A 15,669-nucleotide genomic window follows, 5' to 3' on the forward strand; every position below is an offset into this window, starting at 1 on the left:
GGACGAGATTTAAGTCATGGCAGAAGCAGTCGTGGATAACGTACCCGCCAAGACAGACGGCAAGCCGCCGCTGTTTGGCTTGTCGTTCCTGGAAAACCTCTCCGAAATGACCATGTTGCGTCAGGTGGGCCTGATGGTCGGCCTGGCTGCCAGCGTGGCGATTGGTTTTGCCGTGGTGTTGTGGTCCCAGCAACCCGATTACCGGCCGCTTTATGGCAGCCTGGCGGGGATGGACGCCAAGCAGGTCATGGAAACCCTGGCCGCCTCCGATATCGCCTACACCATCGAACCCAACTCCGGCGCCTTGCTGGTCAAGGCCGACGACGTCGCCCGTGCCCGCCTGAAGCTGGCCGGCGCGGGTGTGGCGCCGACCGATGGCAACATCGGCTTCGAGATTCTCGATAAAGACCAGGGCCTGGGTACCAGCCAGTTCATGGAAGCCACCCGCTACCGTCGCGGCCTGGAAGGCGAACTGGCGCGCACCATCGCCAGCCTGAATAACGTCAAGGGTGCCCGTGTGCACCTGGCCATCCCGAAAAGCTCGGTATTCGTGCGCGACGAGCGCAAGCCCAGCGCCTCGGTATTGGTCGAGCTGTTTGCCGGGCGCTCCCTGGAGCCGGGCCAGGTCCTGGCCATCGTCAATCTGGTGGCGACCAGCGTGCCTGAGTTGAGCAAGTCGCAGATCACCGTGGTCGACCAGAAGGGCAACCTGCTCTCCGACCAGGCGGAAAACTCCGCGCTGACCATGGCCGGCAAGCAGTTCGACTACAGCCGCCGCATGGAAAGCATGCTCACCCAGCGTGTGCACAACATCCTGCAACCGGTGCTGGGCAACGACCGCTACAAGGCTGAAGTGTCTGCCGACGTGGACTTCAGCGCCGTCGAGTCGACTTCCGAGCAGTTCAACCCTGACCAGCCGGCCCTGCGCAGCGAGCAATCGACCAGCGAGCAGCGCACCGCCGCCAATGGTCCGCCGCAAGGAGTACCCGGCGCCCTGAGCAATCAGCCGCCAGCCCCGGCCAGTGCCCCTCAAACCACCGGTGGCGCCGCCGCGACCGCCAGCGCCGTGCAGCCGGGCCAGCCACTGCTGGACGCCAACGGCCAGCAAATCATGGATCCGGCCACCGGCCAGCCGATGCTCGCGCCATACCCGGCCGACAAGCGTCAGCAGTCCACCAAGAACTTCGAGCTGGACCGCTCCATCAGCCACACCAAGCAACAGCAGGGGCGCTTGAACCGCCTGTCGGTGTCGGTGGTGGTGGACGACCAGGTCAAGATCAACGCCGCCAACGGCGAAACTACCCGCGCGCCGTGGACCGCCGATGAATTGGCGCGCTTCACCCGCCTGGTGCAGGACGCCGTGGGCTTCGATGCCAGCCGTGGCGACAGCGTCAGCGTGATCAACATGCCGTTCTCCCTGGAGCGCGGCGAGGTGATCGCCGATATTCCGTTCTACTCTCAACCCTGGTTCTGGGACATCGTCAAGCAAGTGCTGGGGGTGTTGTTCATCCTGGTGCTGGTGTTTGGCGTGCTGCGCCCTGTGCTCAACAACATCACCGGCCACGGCAAGAAGCAGTTGGCGCCGTTCGGCGATGTCGAGTTGGGTGGCATGGGCGGCCTGGATGGCGAACTGGCCAACGACCGCGTCAGCCTCGGCGGGCCGCAGAGCATTCTGCTGCCAAGCCCGAGCGAAGGGTATGACGCGCAGTTGAATGCAATCAAAAGTCTGGTGGCAGAAGATCCGGGTCGTGTGGCCCAGGTCGTGAAAGAGTGGATCAACGCAGATGAGTGATAATCGAGCCTCTGTTGCCAAGCTGACCCGGGTCGACAAAGCCGCCGTGCTGTTGCTGTCCCTGGGTGAGACCGACGCGGCCCAAGTGCTGCGCCATATGGGCCCCAAGGAAGTGCAACGGGTCGGCGTAGCCATGGCGCAGATGCGCAATGTGCACCGTGAGCAAGTCGAGCAGGTGATGAGCGAGTTCGTCGAGATCGTCGGCGACCAGACCAGCCTGGGCGTCGGCTCCGACAGCTATATCCGCAAGATGCTCACCTCGGCCCTGGGCGAAGACAAGGCCAACGGCCTGATCGACCGCATCCTGCTGGGCGGCAACACCAGTGGCCTGGACAGCCTCAAGTGGATGGAGCCGCGGGCGGTGGCGGACGTGATACGTTACGAGCACCCGCAGATCCAGGCGATTGTCGTGGCTTACCTGGACCCGGACCAGGCCGGCGAAGTACTCGGCCATTTCGACCACAAGGTGCGCCTGGACATCATCCTGCGCGTCTCGTCGTTGAACACCGTGCAACCGGCGGCCTTGAAAGAACTGAACACGATCCTGGAGAAGCAGTTCTCCGGCAACTCCAACGCGGCCCGCACCACCCTGGGTGGTATCAAGCGCGCGGCCGACATCATGAACTTCCTCGACAGTTCGGTGGAAGGCCAGTTGATGGACTCGATCCGCGAGATCGACGACACCCTGTCGGTGCAGATCGAAGACCTGATGTTTGTGTTCAACAACCTGTCCGATGTCGACGACCGTGGCATCCAGGCGTTGCTGCGCGAAGTGTCCTCCGATGTGCTGGTGCTGGCCCTCAAGGGTTCGGACGAGGGCGTCAAGGAAAAGATCTTCAAGAACATGTCCAAGCGTGCCTCCGAACTGTTGCGCGACGACCTCGAAGCCAAGGGCCCGGTGCGCGTCAGCGACGTGGAAACCGCGCAGAAAGAAATCCTCACCATTGCCCGCCGTATGGCCGAAGCCGGAGAAATCGTTCTCGGCGGGAAGGGCGGCGAAGAAATGATCTAAGGCCCAGCGCATGTCGAACAATGATGAGACGCCCAGCGATCTGATTCGCGCCCGGGACGTCGGCGGGTTCGACGTCTGGTCGCTGCCCAGCTTCGACCCGCACAAGCCTGAGCCCGAGCCTGAGCCGGTGGAAGAAGTGCCGGTGGAAATGGAAGAAGTGCCCCTGGACGAAGTCCAGCCACTGACCCTCGAAGAGCTCGAAAGCATCCGCCAGGAGGCTTACAACGAAGGCTTTGCCACTGGCGAGAAAGAAGGTTTCCACAGCACCACCCTCAAGGTCCGCCAGGAAGCTGACGCGGCCCTCAGTGTGAAACTGGCCAGCCTGGAGCGCCTGATGGGCAGCCTGTTTGCGCCGATTGCCGAGCAGGACTCGCAGTTGGAAAAAGCCATGGTGGGCCTGGTGGAACACATCACTCGCCAGGTTATCCAGCGTGAACTGGCGCTGGACTCCAGCCAGATTGAAAGCGTGATGCGCGAAGCCCTCAAGCTGCTGCCCCTGGGCGTCGGCAACGTGCGGCTGTACATCAACCCGCAGGATTTCGAGCAGGTCAAAGCCCTGCGCGAGCGCCATGAGGAAACTTGGCGGATTGTCGAGGATGCCGCGTTGCAGCCCGGTGGTTGCCGGGTCGAGACCGAGCACAGCCGGATCGACGCTACGGTCGAGACGCGCATCACGCAGATCATGGCCAAGCTGTTCGATCAGTTGCATGAACAGGCCCTGCACCCAGCGGCGCCCGACCTGAGCACCGACCTGGACGCGCCTGATGCGCCTTGACCGCACCAGCTTCGCCAAGCGCCTGGGCGGTTATATCGAAGCCACCGAGTTGCCCGGCCAGCCGATCCTTGAAGGCCGCCTGCTGCGCATGGTCGGCCTGACCCTCGAAGCCGAAGGCCTGCGCGCCGCCATGGGCAGCCGCTGCCTGGTGATCAACGATGACAGTTACCACCCGGTACAGGTGGAAGCGGAAGTCATGGGCTTTTCCGGCAACAAGATTTTCCTGATGCCCGTCGGCAGCCTCGCCGGCATCGCGCCGGGCGCGCGGGTCGTGCCGCTGGCCGATACCGGGCGCCTGCCGATGGGCATGAGCATGCTCGGGCGGGTGCTCGACGGCGCCGGCCGTGCGCTGGACGGCAAGGGCGGGATGAAGGCCGAAGACTGGGTGCCGATGGACGGCCCGACCATCAACCCGCTCAAGCGCAACCCCATCAGCCAGCCGCTGGACGTGGGCATTCGCTGTATCAACGGTTTATTGACGGTCGGTCGCGGCCAGCGCCTGGGCCTGTTCGCCGGTACCGGCGTGGGCAAGAGTGTGCTGCTGGGCATGATGACGCGCTTTACCGAGGCCGACATCATCGTGGTCGGGTTGATCGGCGAGCGGGGCCGTGAGGTGAAGGAGTTCATCGAGCATATCCTCGGTGAAGAAGGCCTCAAGCGCTCGGTGGTGGTGGCGTCCCCGGCGGACGACGCGCCGCTGATGCGTCTGCGCGCGGCCATGTACTGCACGCGGATTGCCGAATATTTTCGCGACAAGGGCAAGAATGTCCTGTTGCTGATGGACTCGCTCACGCGTTTCGCCCAGGCCCAGCGGGAAATCGCCCTGGCCATTGGCGAGCCGCCGGCGACCAAGGGTTATCCGCCGTCCGTGTTCGCCAAGCTGCCCAAGCTGGTGGAGCGGGCGGGCAATGCCGAGGCCGGTGGCGGCTCGATCACGGCGTTCTACACCGTGTTGTCCGAAGGCGATGACCAGCAGGACCCGATTGCCGACTCGGCGCGGGGCGTGCTCGACGGGCACATCGTGCTGTCGCGGCGCCTGGCCGAGGAAGGGCATTACCCGGCCATCGATATCGAGGCCTCCATCAGCCGGGTCATGCCGTCGGTGGTCAGCGCCGAGCATATGACCCGCGCCCAGCAGTTCAAGCAGTTGTGGTCGCGCTACCAGCAGAGTCGCGACCTGATCAGCGTCGGCGCCTATGTGGCCGGCGGCGACCGCGAGACCGACCTGGCGATTGCCCTGCAACCGCAGTTGGTGACCTACCTGCGCCAGGGCCTGAACGACAACATCAGCATGGCCGAAAGCGAAGCGCACCTGGCCTCGGTGTTCGCGCCTGCGCCTGGCGGTTAATCGGCCATGGCAACCAGTCGCGCCGCGCGCCTTGCTCCCGTGGTGGAGATGGCCGAAAGCGCCGAACGCACCGCCGCCCAGCGCCTGGGGCATTTCCAGGGCCAGGTACGCCTGGCCGAGAGCAAACTGGGCGACCTGGAGCGCTTTCGGGGCGAATATCAGCAGCAGTGGATCGATCGCGGCAGCAAGGGGGTTTCCGGGCAGTGGCTGATGAACTACCAGCACTTTCTCAACCAGCTGGAAAGCGCCGTCGGCCAGCAGCGCCAAAGCCTGGCCTGGCACCAGAACAACCTGGACAAGGCCCGCGAAGGCTGGCAACAGGCCTACGCCCGGGTCGAAGGCCTGCGCAAGCTGGTGCAGCGCTACATCGACGAAGCACGGGCGCTGGAGGACAAGCGCGAGCAAAAGCTGCTCGATGAACTGTCCCAGCGCCTGCCGCGTCAGGATCAATACTAGCCACGCCGGCAGGCAAAAATTGCGATAGCTATGAGTATTTACACAACCCCAGGAACCATCAAGGAGTTGTGTAGAGGCTCATGCTGCGCTAGCGGTGGATCAGTCGCTCATTTGTTTCTGATAAACCGCTATCCAGGGCTTGCCCTAATGCCCGTCAGTCAAGCCCGCTCCCACACTTGATCTGTGGTGGTGCCAACATTCTCTTCCCCAGTGAGATCCCCTGTGGGAGCGGGCTTGCCCGCGATAGCGGCAGTCCAGTCACTACTTCTGGCACCTGATCCACCGCCACCGCAGGCAAGCCACACACATTTGATCTTCACTGCGTTGAGCATTGCGTTCGCTTGACTGATCAGCATCAGGCCAAGCCCGCACCACCCAAGCGCGCCGCCCATTTGATTGCGTTTGTTGCCCACTCTGCGATCACCTGCTAAACCTTGTTGCACCTACCCACGACAAGGAAGCAGTCGTATGTCAGTCGCGTCAGAAGTGTCCCTGGATGGGAAGGAGTTGACGATCGCAATCAAGGGCCGGTTCGATTTCGGCAGTCACCAGGCCTTTCGTGATGCCTATGAGCGGTTCTACAAGGTCCCCCAGACCTACATCGTGGACTTGAAAGAGGCCACCTATCTCGACAGTTCGGCCCTGGGCATGCTCCTGTTGCTGCGCGATCATGCGGGCAACGCGGCAGATGTGCGTGTGATCAACAGCAACTCTGACGTGCGCAAGATCCTCGCGATCTCCAACTTCGACAAACTGTTTGCTATCAGTTGAGCGTCCAGGCTCCCGAAACCCTGACCGTGCTGATCGCTGAAGACAGCGCTACCGATCTTTTGTTGCTCTCGACCATCGTGCGCGGCCAGGGCCATCAAGTGCTCACCGCCAGTGACGGCGCGCAAGCGGTGCAGGTATTTGCCCGCGAGCGCCCGCAGTTGGTGTTGATGGATGCCTTGATGCCGGTGATGGACGGCTTCGAGGCGGCCCGGCAGATCAAGCAGTTGGCCGGCGAGGCGCTGGTGCCGATCATCTTCCTCACGTCCCTGCGTGAGAGTGAAGCCCTGGCACGCTGCCTGGATGCCGGCGGCGATGACTTCCTGGCCAAACCCTACAACCGGATCATCCTGGCGGCGAAGATCAATGCCATGGACCGCCTGCGCCGGTTGCAGGCCACCGTACTTGAGCAGCGCGACCAGATCGCCCGGCACCATGACTACCTGTTGCATGAGCAGCGGGTGGCCAAGGCGGTGTTCGACAAGGTCGCCCACTCCGGCTGCCTGAATGCCGCGCGCAACATCCGTTACCTGCAATCGCCCTATGCGCTGTTCAATGGCGACCTGCTGCTGGCGGCCTACACGCCGTCGGGCGATATGCATGTGTTGCTGGGCGATTTCACCGGCCATGGCTTGCCGGCCGCCGTCGGCGCGATGCCCCTGGCCGAGGTGTTCTATGGCATGACCGCCAAGGGCTATGGCCTGGCGCAGACCCTGCGGGAGATGAACGCCAAGCTCAAGCGCATCCTGCCGGTGGACATGTTCTGCTGCGCCACGCTGCTGTGCCTCAGTGTGCAGCGGCGGGTGGTGGAGGTGTGGAACGGCGGCATGCCCGATGGCTATGTGCATGACGTGGCCACGGGGCGCCGAACGCCGCTGGTGTCGCGGCATTTGCCGCTGGGCGTGCTGGCCCCCGAGGCCTTTGATGACCGCACCGAGGTCTGGCCGATGGCCTTGGGCGACCGGGTGTTCCTGCTGTCTGATGGCGTGATCGATACCGCTGATGCCAACGAGCAATTGTTTGGGGTGGAGCGCTTGCAGCAGGTGTTTTCTGCCAACCGCGAGCCCGAGCGCCTGTTTGTCGAGATCGAGCAGGCGCTGGCCGCGTTCCGTGGCCAGGTGCGGGACGATATCAGCATGGTCGAGATCCGTTTGCTGGCCGAGCAGCCCCTGTACCCGGCGACCCTGCTGTACACCGACAGCGGGCAGTCGTGCCCGCTGGACTGGTCGGTGAGTTTCGAGTTTCGGGCCGAGACCCTCAAGCGTTACAACCCGTTGCCGTACCTGTTGCAGTTACTCCTGGAAATCCACGGCCTGCGCGGCCAGAGCGGGGCGCTGTACAGCGTGATGGCCGAGCTGTACTCCAATGCCCTGGAACATGGTGTGCTGGGCCTGGACTCCCAGCTCAAGCGCGATGTGCAAGGCTTTGCCCGCTATTATCGCCAGCGCAACGAGCGGCTCGACCAGTTGAGCAGTGGCTACGTGCGTGTGCACCTGGACGTGGTGCCGACCGAGGCGGGCGGGAGCCTGAGCCTGCGTATCGAAGACAGCGGCCCGGGCTTTGATGTGGAAAAAGTCCTGGCGCGACCGCTGGATGTCGACCGCCTGTCCGGGCGCGGGCTGAGCCTGGTGCGGCAACTGAGCAGCAATGTACGCTGGGCGGATGGCGGGCGCAGTGTGTGCGTGGAGTTTTGCTGGGTGGCTCTGGCATAATCCGCCGATTCTTGATCAAGGAGCGAACAAGTGACGCACAAACATATGGACCGTGAAGTGTTGGTGGGTTTGCAGGAAGTGATGGAGGGCGACTATCCCCATTTGCTCGACACCTTCCTCGATGACTCGCAAAAACGTGTCGAAGCCTTGCGCAAGGCCCGCGATGACGCCAAGGCGCTGGGGCGCATAGCCCACAGCTTCAAAGGCAGCAGCGGCAACCTCGGTGCGGTGCGCCTGGCGCGCCTGTGCCAGCGCCTGGAGGTCGAGTCGGCCAAGAATGAGATTAGCGACCTGGGCAATCTGGTCGACCAGATTGATCACGAGTTCGCGTTGGTCAAGCCGCTGTACGAGTCGGAGCGCCAGCGCTTCTAGGGTTGGCGGGGCTGGTTGGAAAAGCTGGCCCGACTTTTGCTCTCTATCTTCTGCTTGCGCCCTCGACCCTGCGCAGCGGAGACCTGACTTATGCCTCTAGCCCCCAACTCGCTCCTGCAGGCCGCTCCCGCGGTCAAGCCGCAGGCTTCCCCCGCCAATGCGCAGGCAACGGCCGCGGACACGCGGGCCAAAGCGCCAGGCTTTGCACAGGTGTTCGCCAAGGAGTCCAAGGCGCCACCCGCCAAGGCTGTGGATATGGCGCCCAAGCCCAGCCGCGACAAGCCGACCGACACCAGCGCGAAGAAGGATGTCGGCAACGACAAGCCTGCCGCTGGCACTCCAGCCGTTGCCGATAGCGGCAAGACTTTGCCTGCCACGCCGCCCGCCAAGGCGGACGCGCCAGCCAGCAGCGATGACGATAAAAATACCGACAAGGACCTGGCGCAAGCCCAGCCGCCAGCGGTCGATGGGGTGGTCGATCCGGCCTTGATCGCGGCCGTGACACCCGCACCGGTAGCGGTTCAGACCGCCGTGGTGGAGGAAGTCGCCACGCCGCTGCTGACCACGCCGCCGGTCACTGAAGAAGTTGCACCTGCCTTCGACCCGGAAGCCGACCCGCTGGACTCATTGCCGGCTGTGCGCCTGGCGATGGAGCAGGGCGGTCATGTGTCCGCCAGCAGCCAGGCTACGCAAAAGAACCTGCCAACCCAGGCCGAACCTACCGCCGCGCAGAACTTCAGCAACGGCCTGGCGGCCATGGTCGACCAGCAGGCGGCCAAGGACAGCACCGACCAGGGTGGCGAAAAGGCCTTTAGCGGCCTGCTCGAAGACGGCCTCAAGGACTTGAAGGGCGCGAGCAGCGACACCCGCGTCGATGACTTCGCCAATCGCCTGGCCGCCCTGACCCAGGCTGCCACGCCCAAGACCGCCAACGCCTTGCCACTGAATAACCAGCCACTGGCCATGCACCAGGGCGGCTGGACCGAGGAAGTGGTGAACCGGGTCATGTACCTGTCCAGCGCCAACCTCAAGTCTGCCGATATCCAATTGCAGCCTGCCGAGCTGGGGCGCCTGGATATCCGCGTGAACATGACGGCCGATCAGCAGGCTCAGGTGAACTTCATGAGCGGCCATGCCGCCGTGCGCGAGGCCCTGGAAAGCCAGTCCGGGCGCCTGCGGGAGATGTTCGCCCAGCAGGGCATGGGCCAGGTCGACGTGAACGTGTCCGACCAGTCCCGTGGCTGGCAGGGCCAGGGCCAGGAACAACAGCAGAATCAGGCGCGGGGTGTCAGTGGCAGTGGCGGACACAGCGACGGGCATGACACGGGCCTGGCTGGCGAAGTCACCGAAGTGGCGGCACCGATAGCCCAGTCCGTCATCGGCTCCAGCGCCGTGGACTACTACGCCTGACCTGAAACTGGCGTCGATCAAAATGTGGGAGCTGGCTTGCCTGCGATAGCGGTGTGTCAGCGACATAGTTCGTGCCTGATACACCGCTATCGCAGGCAAGCCAGCTCCTACATTGACGCGTTCCCCCTCACCGCAGACAACTCTGGCATAACACTTGCTCTTGCCTTCCCGTGGATCTATGAAACCCCGAATAGTGACGGATTATTGGCATGGCGAAGAGTGACGACGCAGCAACAGCACCTGCAGCAGGCAAGGGCAAGCTCAAGATGATCCTGCTGATTGTCGTGGCCTTGTTACTGGCCATCGGCGTGTCGGTGGGGGCTACCTGGTACTTTATGCACAGTGCCCAGAGCAAGCCGGTACCTGCGGCCGAGACTGCCAGCAACGTCAAGCAACCGGCAATTTTCGAGCAGATGCTCCCGGCCTTTGTCGCCAACTACAACCAGAACGGTCGCCAGCGCTACCTGCAGGTGAGTATTTCCCTGCTGGCGCGCAACCAGGCGGACCTCGATGCGCTCAAGGTGCATATGCCGGTGATCCGCAACAACTTGGTGATGCTGTTCTCCGGGCAGAGTTTCGATAGCCTGGCCACCCCCGTGGGCCAGGAAATGTTGCGCCAGAAAGTCACGGCCAGCGTGCAGGAAGTGGCCCAGAAAGAACTGGGCAAAGTCGTGGTCGAGCAGGCGCTCTTCACTAATTTCGTATTGCAGTAGGATCACGACATGGCCGTGCAAGACCTGCTGTCCCAGGATGAAATCGACGCCCTGTTGCATGGTGTCGACGATGGTCTGGTACAGACCGAAATGGCTGCCGAGCCCGGCAGCGTCAAAAGTTATGACCTGACCAGCCAGGATCGCATCGTCCGTGGACGCATGCCGACCCTGGAGATGATCAACGAGCGTTTTGCCCGCTACACCCGGATCAGCATGTTCAACATGCTGCGCCGCTCGGCGGACGTGGCGGTGGGCGGCGTGCAGGTGATGAAGTTTGGCGAGTACGTGCATTCGCTGTACGTGCCCACCAGCCTGAACCTGGTCAAGATCAAGCCGCTGCGCGGCACCGCCTTGTTCATCCTCGACGCCAAGTTGGTGTTCAAGCTGGTGGACAACTTCTTCGGCGGCGACGGCCGTCACGCCAAGATCGAAGGCCGCGAGTTCACCCCCACCGAGTTGCGCGTCGTGCGCATGGTGCTGGAGCAGGCCTTTATCGACTTGAAGGAAGCCTGGCAGGCGATCATGGAAGTCAATTTCGAGTACATCAACTCGGAAGTGAACCCGGCCATGGCCAACATCGTCGGGCCCAGCGAAGCCATTGTGGTCTCCACCTTCCATATCGAACTCGATGGCGGCGGCGGCGACCTGCACGTGACCATGCCGTATTCGATGATCGAGCCGGTGCGCGAGATGCTCGACGCCGGCTTCCAGTCCGACCTCGACGACCAGGACGAACGCTGGGTCAAGGCCCTGCGCGAAGACTTGCTGGATGTCGACGTGCCGCTGAGTGCCACCGTGGCGCGCCGCCAGTTGCGCCTGCGCGATATTTTGCACATGCAGCCGGGGGATGTGATTCCCGTCGAACTGCCGGACGAATTGATCATGCGCGCCAATGGCGTGCCGTCGTTCAAGGTCAAGCTCGGCTCCCACAAAGGGAACCTGGCGTTGCAAGTGGTTGAGCCGATCAACCGTCGCTGATGCATCCCCTAATTGATGATTTTTGCTGCGCCGAGGACATGTAATGGCTACCGAACACGAAAACACTTCCGCCGAAGACCAGGCCCTGGCTGACGAATGGGCGGCTGCCCTGGAAGAGACCGGCGATGCAGGCCAGGACGATATCGACGCCTTGCTGGCGGCCGACGCCGCCACTGCGCCGGTGGGTAACCGCCTGCCCATGGAAGAGTTTGGCAGCGTGCCGAAGAACCATGAGCCCGTATCGCTCGATGGGCCCAACCTGGACGTGATCCTCGATATCCCGGTGTCGATTTCCATGGAAGTGGGCAGCACCGAAATCAACATCCGCAACCTGTTGCAACTCAACCAGGGTTCGGTGATCGAGCTTGATCGCCTGGCTGGCGAGCCGCTGGATGTGCTGGTCAACGGCACGCTGATCGCCCATGGCGAAGTGGTGGTGGTCAACGAGAAGTTCGGCATCCGCCTGACTGACGTGATCAGCCCCAGCGAACGTATCAAGAAGCTGCGCTGAGATGAGTCGCCGCTTGCTGGGACTGTTGTGGGCGCTGCCGCTGGGCGTCTTCGCGGCTGAACCGGTGGCCCAGGTCGCCGCGCCGGCCGGCGGCGGCAGCGTAACTGGGCAACTGACTCAGTTGGTGCTCGGCCTGTTGCTGGTGGTGGGGTTGATCTTTGCCCTCGCCTGGTTGTTGCGCCGGGTACAGCGCATTGGCCCGGGCCATGCCCAGGTCATTGAGCTGGTGGGGTCGCGGGCCCTGGGGCCGCGTGATCGCCTGGTGCTGGTGCAGGTGGGCGAGGAACAGATCCTGCTCGGCCTCACCCCTGGCCGGATTACCCCGTTGCACGTGCTCAAGCATCCGGTGAGCGTGGCCCAGACCGAGGCCGCCACACCGGAGTTCGCCCAGCGCCTGATGGAGCTGATGGGCAAGGACCAGAAGGATAAGAAGTAATGCGCGTTCTATTGGCGCTCATGCTGTTGCTGGCCGCGCCCCTGGCGTTCGGCGCCGACCCGTTGTCGATCCCGGCGATCACCCTGGGCACTAACGCGGCCGGGGCCCAGGAGTATTCGGTCAGTCTGCAGATCCTGCTGATCATGACCGCGCTGAGCTTTATCCCGGCGTTCGTCATGCTGATGACCAGCTTCACCCGGATCATTATCGTGTTCTCGATTCTGCGCCAGGCCCTGGGCCTGCAGCAGACCCCGTCGAACCAGATCCTTACCGGCATGGCGCTGTTTCTGACGCTGTTTATCATGGCGCCGGTGTTCGACAAGGTGAACCAGCAAGCCCTGCAACCCTACCTGGCGGAGAAAATGAGCGCCCAGGATGCGGTGGAAAAGGCCCAGGGCCCGATCAAGGATTTTATGCTGTCGCAGACCCGTTCCAGTGACCTGGAACTGTTTGTACGCCTGTCCAAGCGCACCGATATCGCCAGCCCGGACCAGGCGCCGCTGACGATCCTGGTGCCGGCGTTCGTCACCTCGGAGCTCAAGACCGCGTTCCAGATCGGGTTCATGATCTTTATCCCGTTCCTGATCATCGACCTGGTGGTGGCCAGTGTGCTGATGGCCATGGGTATGATGATGCTGTCGCCGCTGATCATTTCGTTGCCGTTCAAGATCATGCTGTTTGTCCTGGTGGACGGTTGGGCGCTGATTATCGGCACCCTGGCCGGCAGTTTCGGAGGGGTATAGCGCCATGACCCCGGAAGTCGCCGTCGACCTGTTTCGTGAAGCATTGTGGCTGACCACCCTGATGGTCGCCGTGCTGGTGGTGCCCAGCCTGTTGGTAGGTTTGCTGGTGGCGATGTTCCAGGCTGCCACGCAGATCAACGAACAGACCCTGAGCTTCCTCCCGCGCTTGCTGGTGATGCTGGTCACGCTGATCGTGGCCGGCCCCTGGCTGGTGCAGACCTTCATGGAATACATCCTGCAGCTGTACGGCAGTATTCCGCAGTTGATCGGCTGACCTGATGCAGTCCTTGCTGGCATTGACCGACACCCAGATCAGCACCTGGGTGGCCGCGTTCATCCTGCCGCTGTTTCGTGTGGGCGCGTTGCTGATGACCATGCCGGTGATCGGCACGACCCTGGTGCCCAAGCGCGTACGCCTGTTTTTCACGGTGGCGATTACCGTGGTCATCGTGCCGACGCTGCCGGCGATGCCGCCGGTCAACGCCCTGGACCTCAGTGCGCTGCTGCTGATTGCCGAACAGATCCTGATCGGTGCCTTGATGGGCTTCTCCCTGACCCTGTTCTTCCAGGCCTTCGTGATTGCCGGGCAAATCGTCTCGATCCAGATGGGCATGGGCTTCGCGTCCATGGTCGACCCCACCAACGGCGTGTCGGTGGCGGTGATCGGGCAGTTCCTGACCATGCTGGTGACCTTGCTGTTTTTGGCCATGAACGGCCATCTGGTGGCGTTTGAGATCCTCACCGAGAGCTTCACCACCTTGCCGGTGGGCGAGGGGCTGATCGTCAATCACTTCTGGGAAGTGGTCGGCCGCCTCAGTTGGGTGCTGGGCGCGGCGTTGCTGCTGGTACTGCCGGCGATCACCGCGTTGCTGGTGGTCAACATTGCCTTCGGCGTGATGACCCGCGCCGCGCCGCAGTTGAATATCTTCGCCATTGGTTTCCCGCTGACCCTGGTGTTGGGCCTGGGGATTTTCTGGATCGGCCTGGCCGACATTCTCAATCAGTATCAACCGCTGGCCAGTGACGCCTTGCAGTTCTTACGTGATCTGGCACGGGCGCGCTAAGCCATGGCCGAAAGCGAGAGTGGTCAGGACAAGACAGAAGACCCCACGGAGAAACGTAAAAAGGACTCCCGGGAAAAGGGCGAGATTGCCCGCTCCAAAGAGCTCAACACCCTGGCGGTGATGCTCGCCGGTGCCGGTGGCCTGCTGATCTACGGCGGCGGGCTGGCCCAGGACTTGATGGAGATCATGAAGCACAACTTCTCCCTGCCCCGGGATGTGCTGCTGGACCCGCGCGCCATGGGCATCTACCTGCTGCACTCGGGGAAGATCGCGATCCTGGCCGCGCAGCCGGTGCTGATCACCTTGCTCCTGGCGGCGATCATCGGGCCGATTTCCCTGGGTGGCTGGCTGTTTGCGGCCGGCAGCCTGGCGCCTAAATTCAGTCGGATGAACCCCGGTGCGGGGATCAAGCGCATGTTCTCCGCCAAGGCTGTGGTAGAGCTGCTCAAGGCCCTGGCGAAATTTTTTATCATCCTGTTCGTGGCGCTGGTGGTGTTGAAGTCAGATATCGACGACTTGCTGCGCATCGCCCATGAACCGCTGGAGCTGGCGATCATCCACAGCGTGCAGTTGGTGGGCTGGAGCGCATTGTGGATGGCCTGCGGCCTGATCCTGATTGCCGCAGTGGATGCGCCGATCCAGCTGTGGGAAAGCCACAAGAAACTGCTGATGACCAAGCAGGAAGTGCGCGACGAGCACAAGGACCAGGAAGGTCGGCCGGAAGTGAAGCAGCGTATCCGGCAACTGCAACGCGACATGTCCCAGCGCAAGATGATGGCTTCGGTGCCGGATGCCGATGTGGTCATCACCAACCCGACCCACTACGCCGTGGCGCTCAAATACGACGCCGAGAAGGGTGGCGCGCCGCTGTTGCTGGCCAAGGGTAGCGACTTCACTGCCTTGAAAATCCGCGAAATCGCCCAGGCCAACGACATCCTGCTGTTGGAATCGCCGGCGCTGGCGCGTTCGATCTTCTATTCCACCGATCTCGATCACGAGATCCCGGCCGGGTTGTACCTGGCGGTGGCCCAGGTGCTGGCCTATGTCTACCAGATTCGCCAATACCGCGCGGGCAAGGGCAAACGCCCGGATCCGCTCAAGGACTTGCCGATTCCGCCGGATTTGCGGCGCGATTCTTGAGTCTTCTGCTGCCTCTTTCGACGTCATCGCGGGCAAGCCCGGCTCCCACATTTGATCGCATTCCAATGTGGGAGCCAGGCTGGCCCGCGATGGCGTCGGAACAGGTGTTTACCGTTCGTCCAACTCCCTTCCGACCTGTCAACTTTGACAGTAGCCAGCACCCGTGCAGGGCGCTTTGATAGACCGGGAACAGGCACTGATTTGGGAGAAGGGCAATGGCAACGGGTACGGTGAAGTGGTTTAACGATTCAAAGGGCTTTGGATTCATCACGCAAGACGCCGGAGGAGAGGACCTGTTTGTGCACTTCTCGAGCATTCAAAGCAACGGCTTCAAGTCGCTGGCGGAGGGCCAGAAGGTGGAATATGAAGTTGTAGAAGGTCCGAAAGGCAAGCAGGCATCAAACGTGCGTCCACTCTGATGATCGTTCCCACGCGCCTG

At 62.6% G+C, this 15,669-nt stretch carries 18 protein-coding genes; all 18 read left to right on the plus strand.

Features of this window, described 5'->3' with window-relative positions; genetic code table 11:
- Positions 1-16 precede the first annotated feature (16 nt).
- The 18 genes from fliF (at position 17) to HBO12_RS15660 (ending at position 15,649) form a co-directional block, all read left to right on the plus strand.
- Positions 17-1,792: a flagellar basal-body MS-ring/collar protein FliF gene (gene fliF, locus HBO12_RS15575; RefSeq protein ID WP_170042618.1), complete on the plus strand. Its 1,776-nt coding sequence runs from the start codon at positions 17-19 to the stop codon at positions 1,790-1,792.
- Positions 1,785-2,804, plus strand: coding sequence for a flagellar motor switch protein FliG (gene fliG / locus HBO12_RS15580; RefSeq protein WP_029292514.1), 1,020 nt, complete (start codon positions 1,785-1,787; stop codon positions 2,802-2,804). The genes fliF and fliG overlap by 8 nt, the downstream gene beginning before the upstream one ends.
- A 10-nt stretch (positions 2,805-2,814) precedes the next feature.
- Positions 2,815-3,579: a flagellar assembly protein FliH gene (gene fliH / locus HBO12_RS15585; RefSeq protein WP_169955925.1), complete on the plus strand. Its 765-nt coding sequence runs from the start codon at positions 2,815-2,817 to the stop codon at positions 3,577-3,579.
- Positions 3,569-4,927, plus strand: coding sequence for a flagellar protein export ATPase FliI (gene fliI / locus HBO12_RS15590; protein WP_169955926.1), 1,359 nt, complete (start codon positions 3,569-3,571; stop codon positions 4,925-4,927). Before fliH ends, fliI begins: the two co-directional genes overlap by 11 nt.
- Positions 4,928-4,933: 6 nt before the next feature.
- On the plus strand, positions 4,934-5,383 hold the full coding sequence (fliJ, locus tag HBO12_RS15595; protein ID WP_057444567.1) for a flagellar export protein FliJ: 450 nt from the start codon (positions 4,934-4,936) through the stop codon (positions 5,381-5,383).
- Positions 5,384-5,851: 468 nt separating this feature from the next.
- Positions 5,852-6,154, plus strand: coding sequence for an STAS domain-containing protein (locus tag HBO12_RS15600; RefSeq protein WP_169955928.1), 303 nt, complete (start codon positions 5,852-5,854; stop codon positions 6,152-6,154).
- A complete protein-coding gene (locus HBO12_RS15605) occupies positions 6,151-7,863 on the plus strand; it encodes an ATP-binding SpoIIE family protein phosphatase (RefSeq protein ID WP_169955930.1) in 1,713 nt (570 codons plus the stop codon). The genes HBO12_RS15600 and HBO12_RS15605 overlap by 4 nt, the downstream gene beginning before the upstream one ends.
- Positions 7,864-7,908: 45 nt before the next feature.
- Complete coding sequence (locus HBO12_RS15610) at positions 7,909-8,235, plus strand: Hpt domain-containing protein (RefSeq protein WP_178121103.1); 327 nt, start codon at positions 7,909-7,911, stop codon at positions 8,233-8,235.
- Positions 8,236-8,325: 90 nt separating this feature from the next.
- Positions 8,326-9,645: a flagellar hook-length control protein FliK gene (locus HBO12_RS15615; protein ID WP_169955934.1), complete on the plus strand. Its 1,320-nt coding sequence runs from the start codon at positions 8,326-8,328 to the stop codon at positions 9,643-9,645.
- A gap of 209 nt (positions 9,646-9,854) precedes the next feature.
- Positions 9,855-10,358 carry a flagellar basal body-associated protein FliL gene (gene fliL / locus HBO12_RS15620; protein WP_169955936.1) on the plus strand — a complete coding sequence of 168 codons (504 nt, stop codon included), beginning with the start codon at positions 9,855-9,857 and terminating at the stop codon, positions 10,356-10,358.
- A gap of 9 nt (positions 10,359-10,367) precedes the next feature.
- Positions 10,368-11,336, plus strand: a complete 969-nt coding sequence (gene fliM / locus HBO12_RS15625; protein ID WP_029292532.1) for a flagellar motor switch protein FliM — start codon at positions 10,368-10,370, stop codon at positions 11,334-11,336.
- A gap of 43 nt (positions 11,337-11,379) precedes the next feature.
- Positions 11,380-11,847 carry a flagellar motor switch protein FliN gene (fliN, locus tag HBO12_RS15630; protein ID WP_029292534.1) on the plus strand — a complete coding sequence of 156 codons (468 nt, stop codon included), beginning with the start codon at positions 11,380-11,382 and terminating at the stop codon, positions 11,845-11,847.
- 1 nt (position 11,848) lies between these two features.
- Positions 11,849-12,283, plus strand: coding sequence for a flagellar biosynthetic protein FliO (gene fliO, locus HBO12_RS15635; protein WP_169955938.1), 435 nt, complete (start codon positions 11,849-11,851; stop codon positions 12,281-12,283).
- Positions 12,283-13,026, plus strand: coding sequence for a flagellar type III secretion system pore protein FliP (gene fliP / locus HBO12_RS15640; protein ID WP_170042619.1), 744 nt, complete (start codon positions 12,283-12,285; stop codon positions 13,024-13,026). The genes fliO and fliP overlap by 1 nt, the downstream gene beginning before the upstream one ends.
- A gap of 4 nt (positions 13,027-13,030) precedes the next feature.
- Complete coding sequence (fliQ, locus tag HBO12_RS15645) at positions 13,031-13,300, plus strand: flagellar biosynthesis protein FliQ (protein ID WP_003192936.1); 270 nt, start codon at positions 13,031-13,033, stop codon at positions 13,298-13,300.
- A gap of 4 nt (positions 13,301-13,304) precedes the next feature.
- Positions 13,305-14,090, plus strand: a complete 786-nt coding sequence (gene fliR / locus HBO12_RS15650; protein ID WP_038446990.1) for a flagellar biosynthetic protein FliR — start codon at positions 13,305-13,307, stop codon at positions 14,088-14,090.
- Positions 14,091-14,093: 3 nt separating this feature from the next.
- Entirely contained in the window at positions 14,094-15,230 is a 1,137-nt protein-coding gene (flhB, locus tag HBO12_RS15655; protein WP_169955940.1) for a flagellar biosynthesis protein FlhB, read from the plus strand.
- Between the two features lie 215 nt (positions 15,231-15,445).
- Entirely contained in the window at positions 15,446-15,649 is a 204-nt protein-coding gene (locus HBO12_RS15660) for a cold-shock protein (protein WP_170042620.1), read from the plus strand.
- The last annotated feature ends 20 nt before the right edge of the window (positions 15,650-15,669 follow it).

It is taken from the genome of Pseudomonas sp. WS 5059, from assembly GCF_012985525.1.
In the GTDB taxonomy this organism is placed as follows: domain Bacteria; phylum Pseudomonadota; class Gammaproteobacteria; order Pseudomonadales; family Pseudomonadaceae; genus Aquipseudomonas.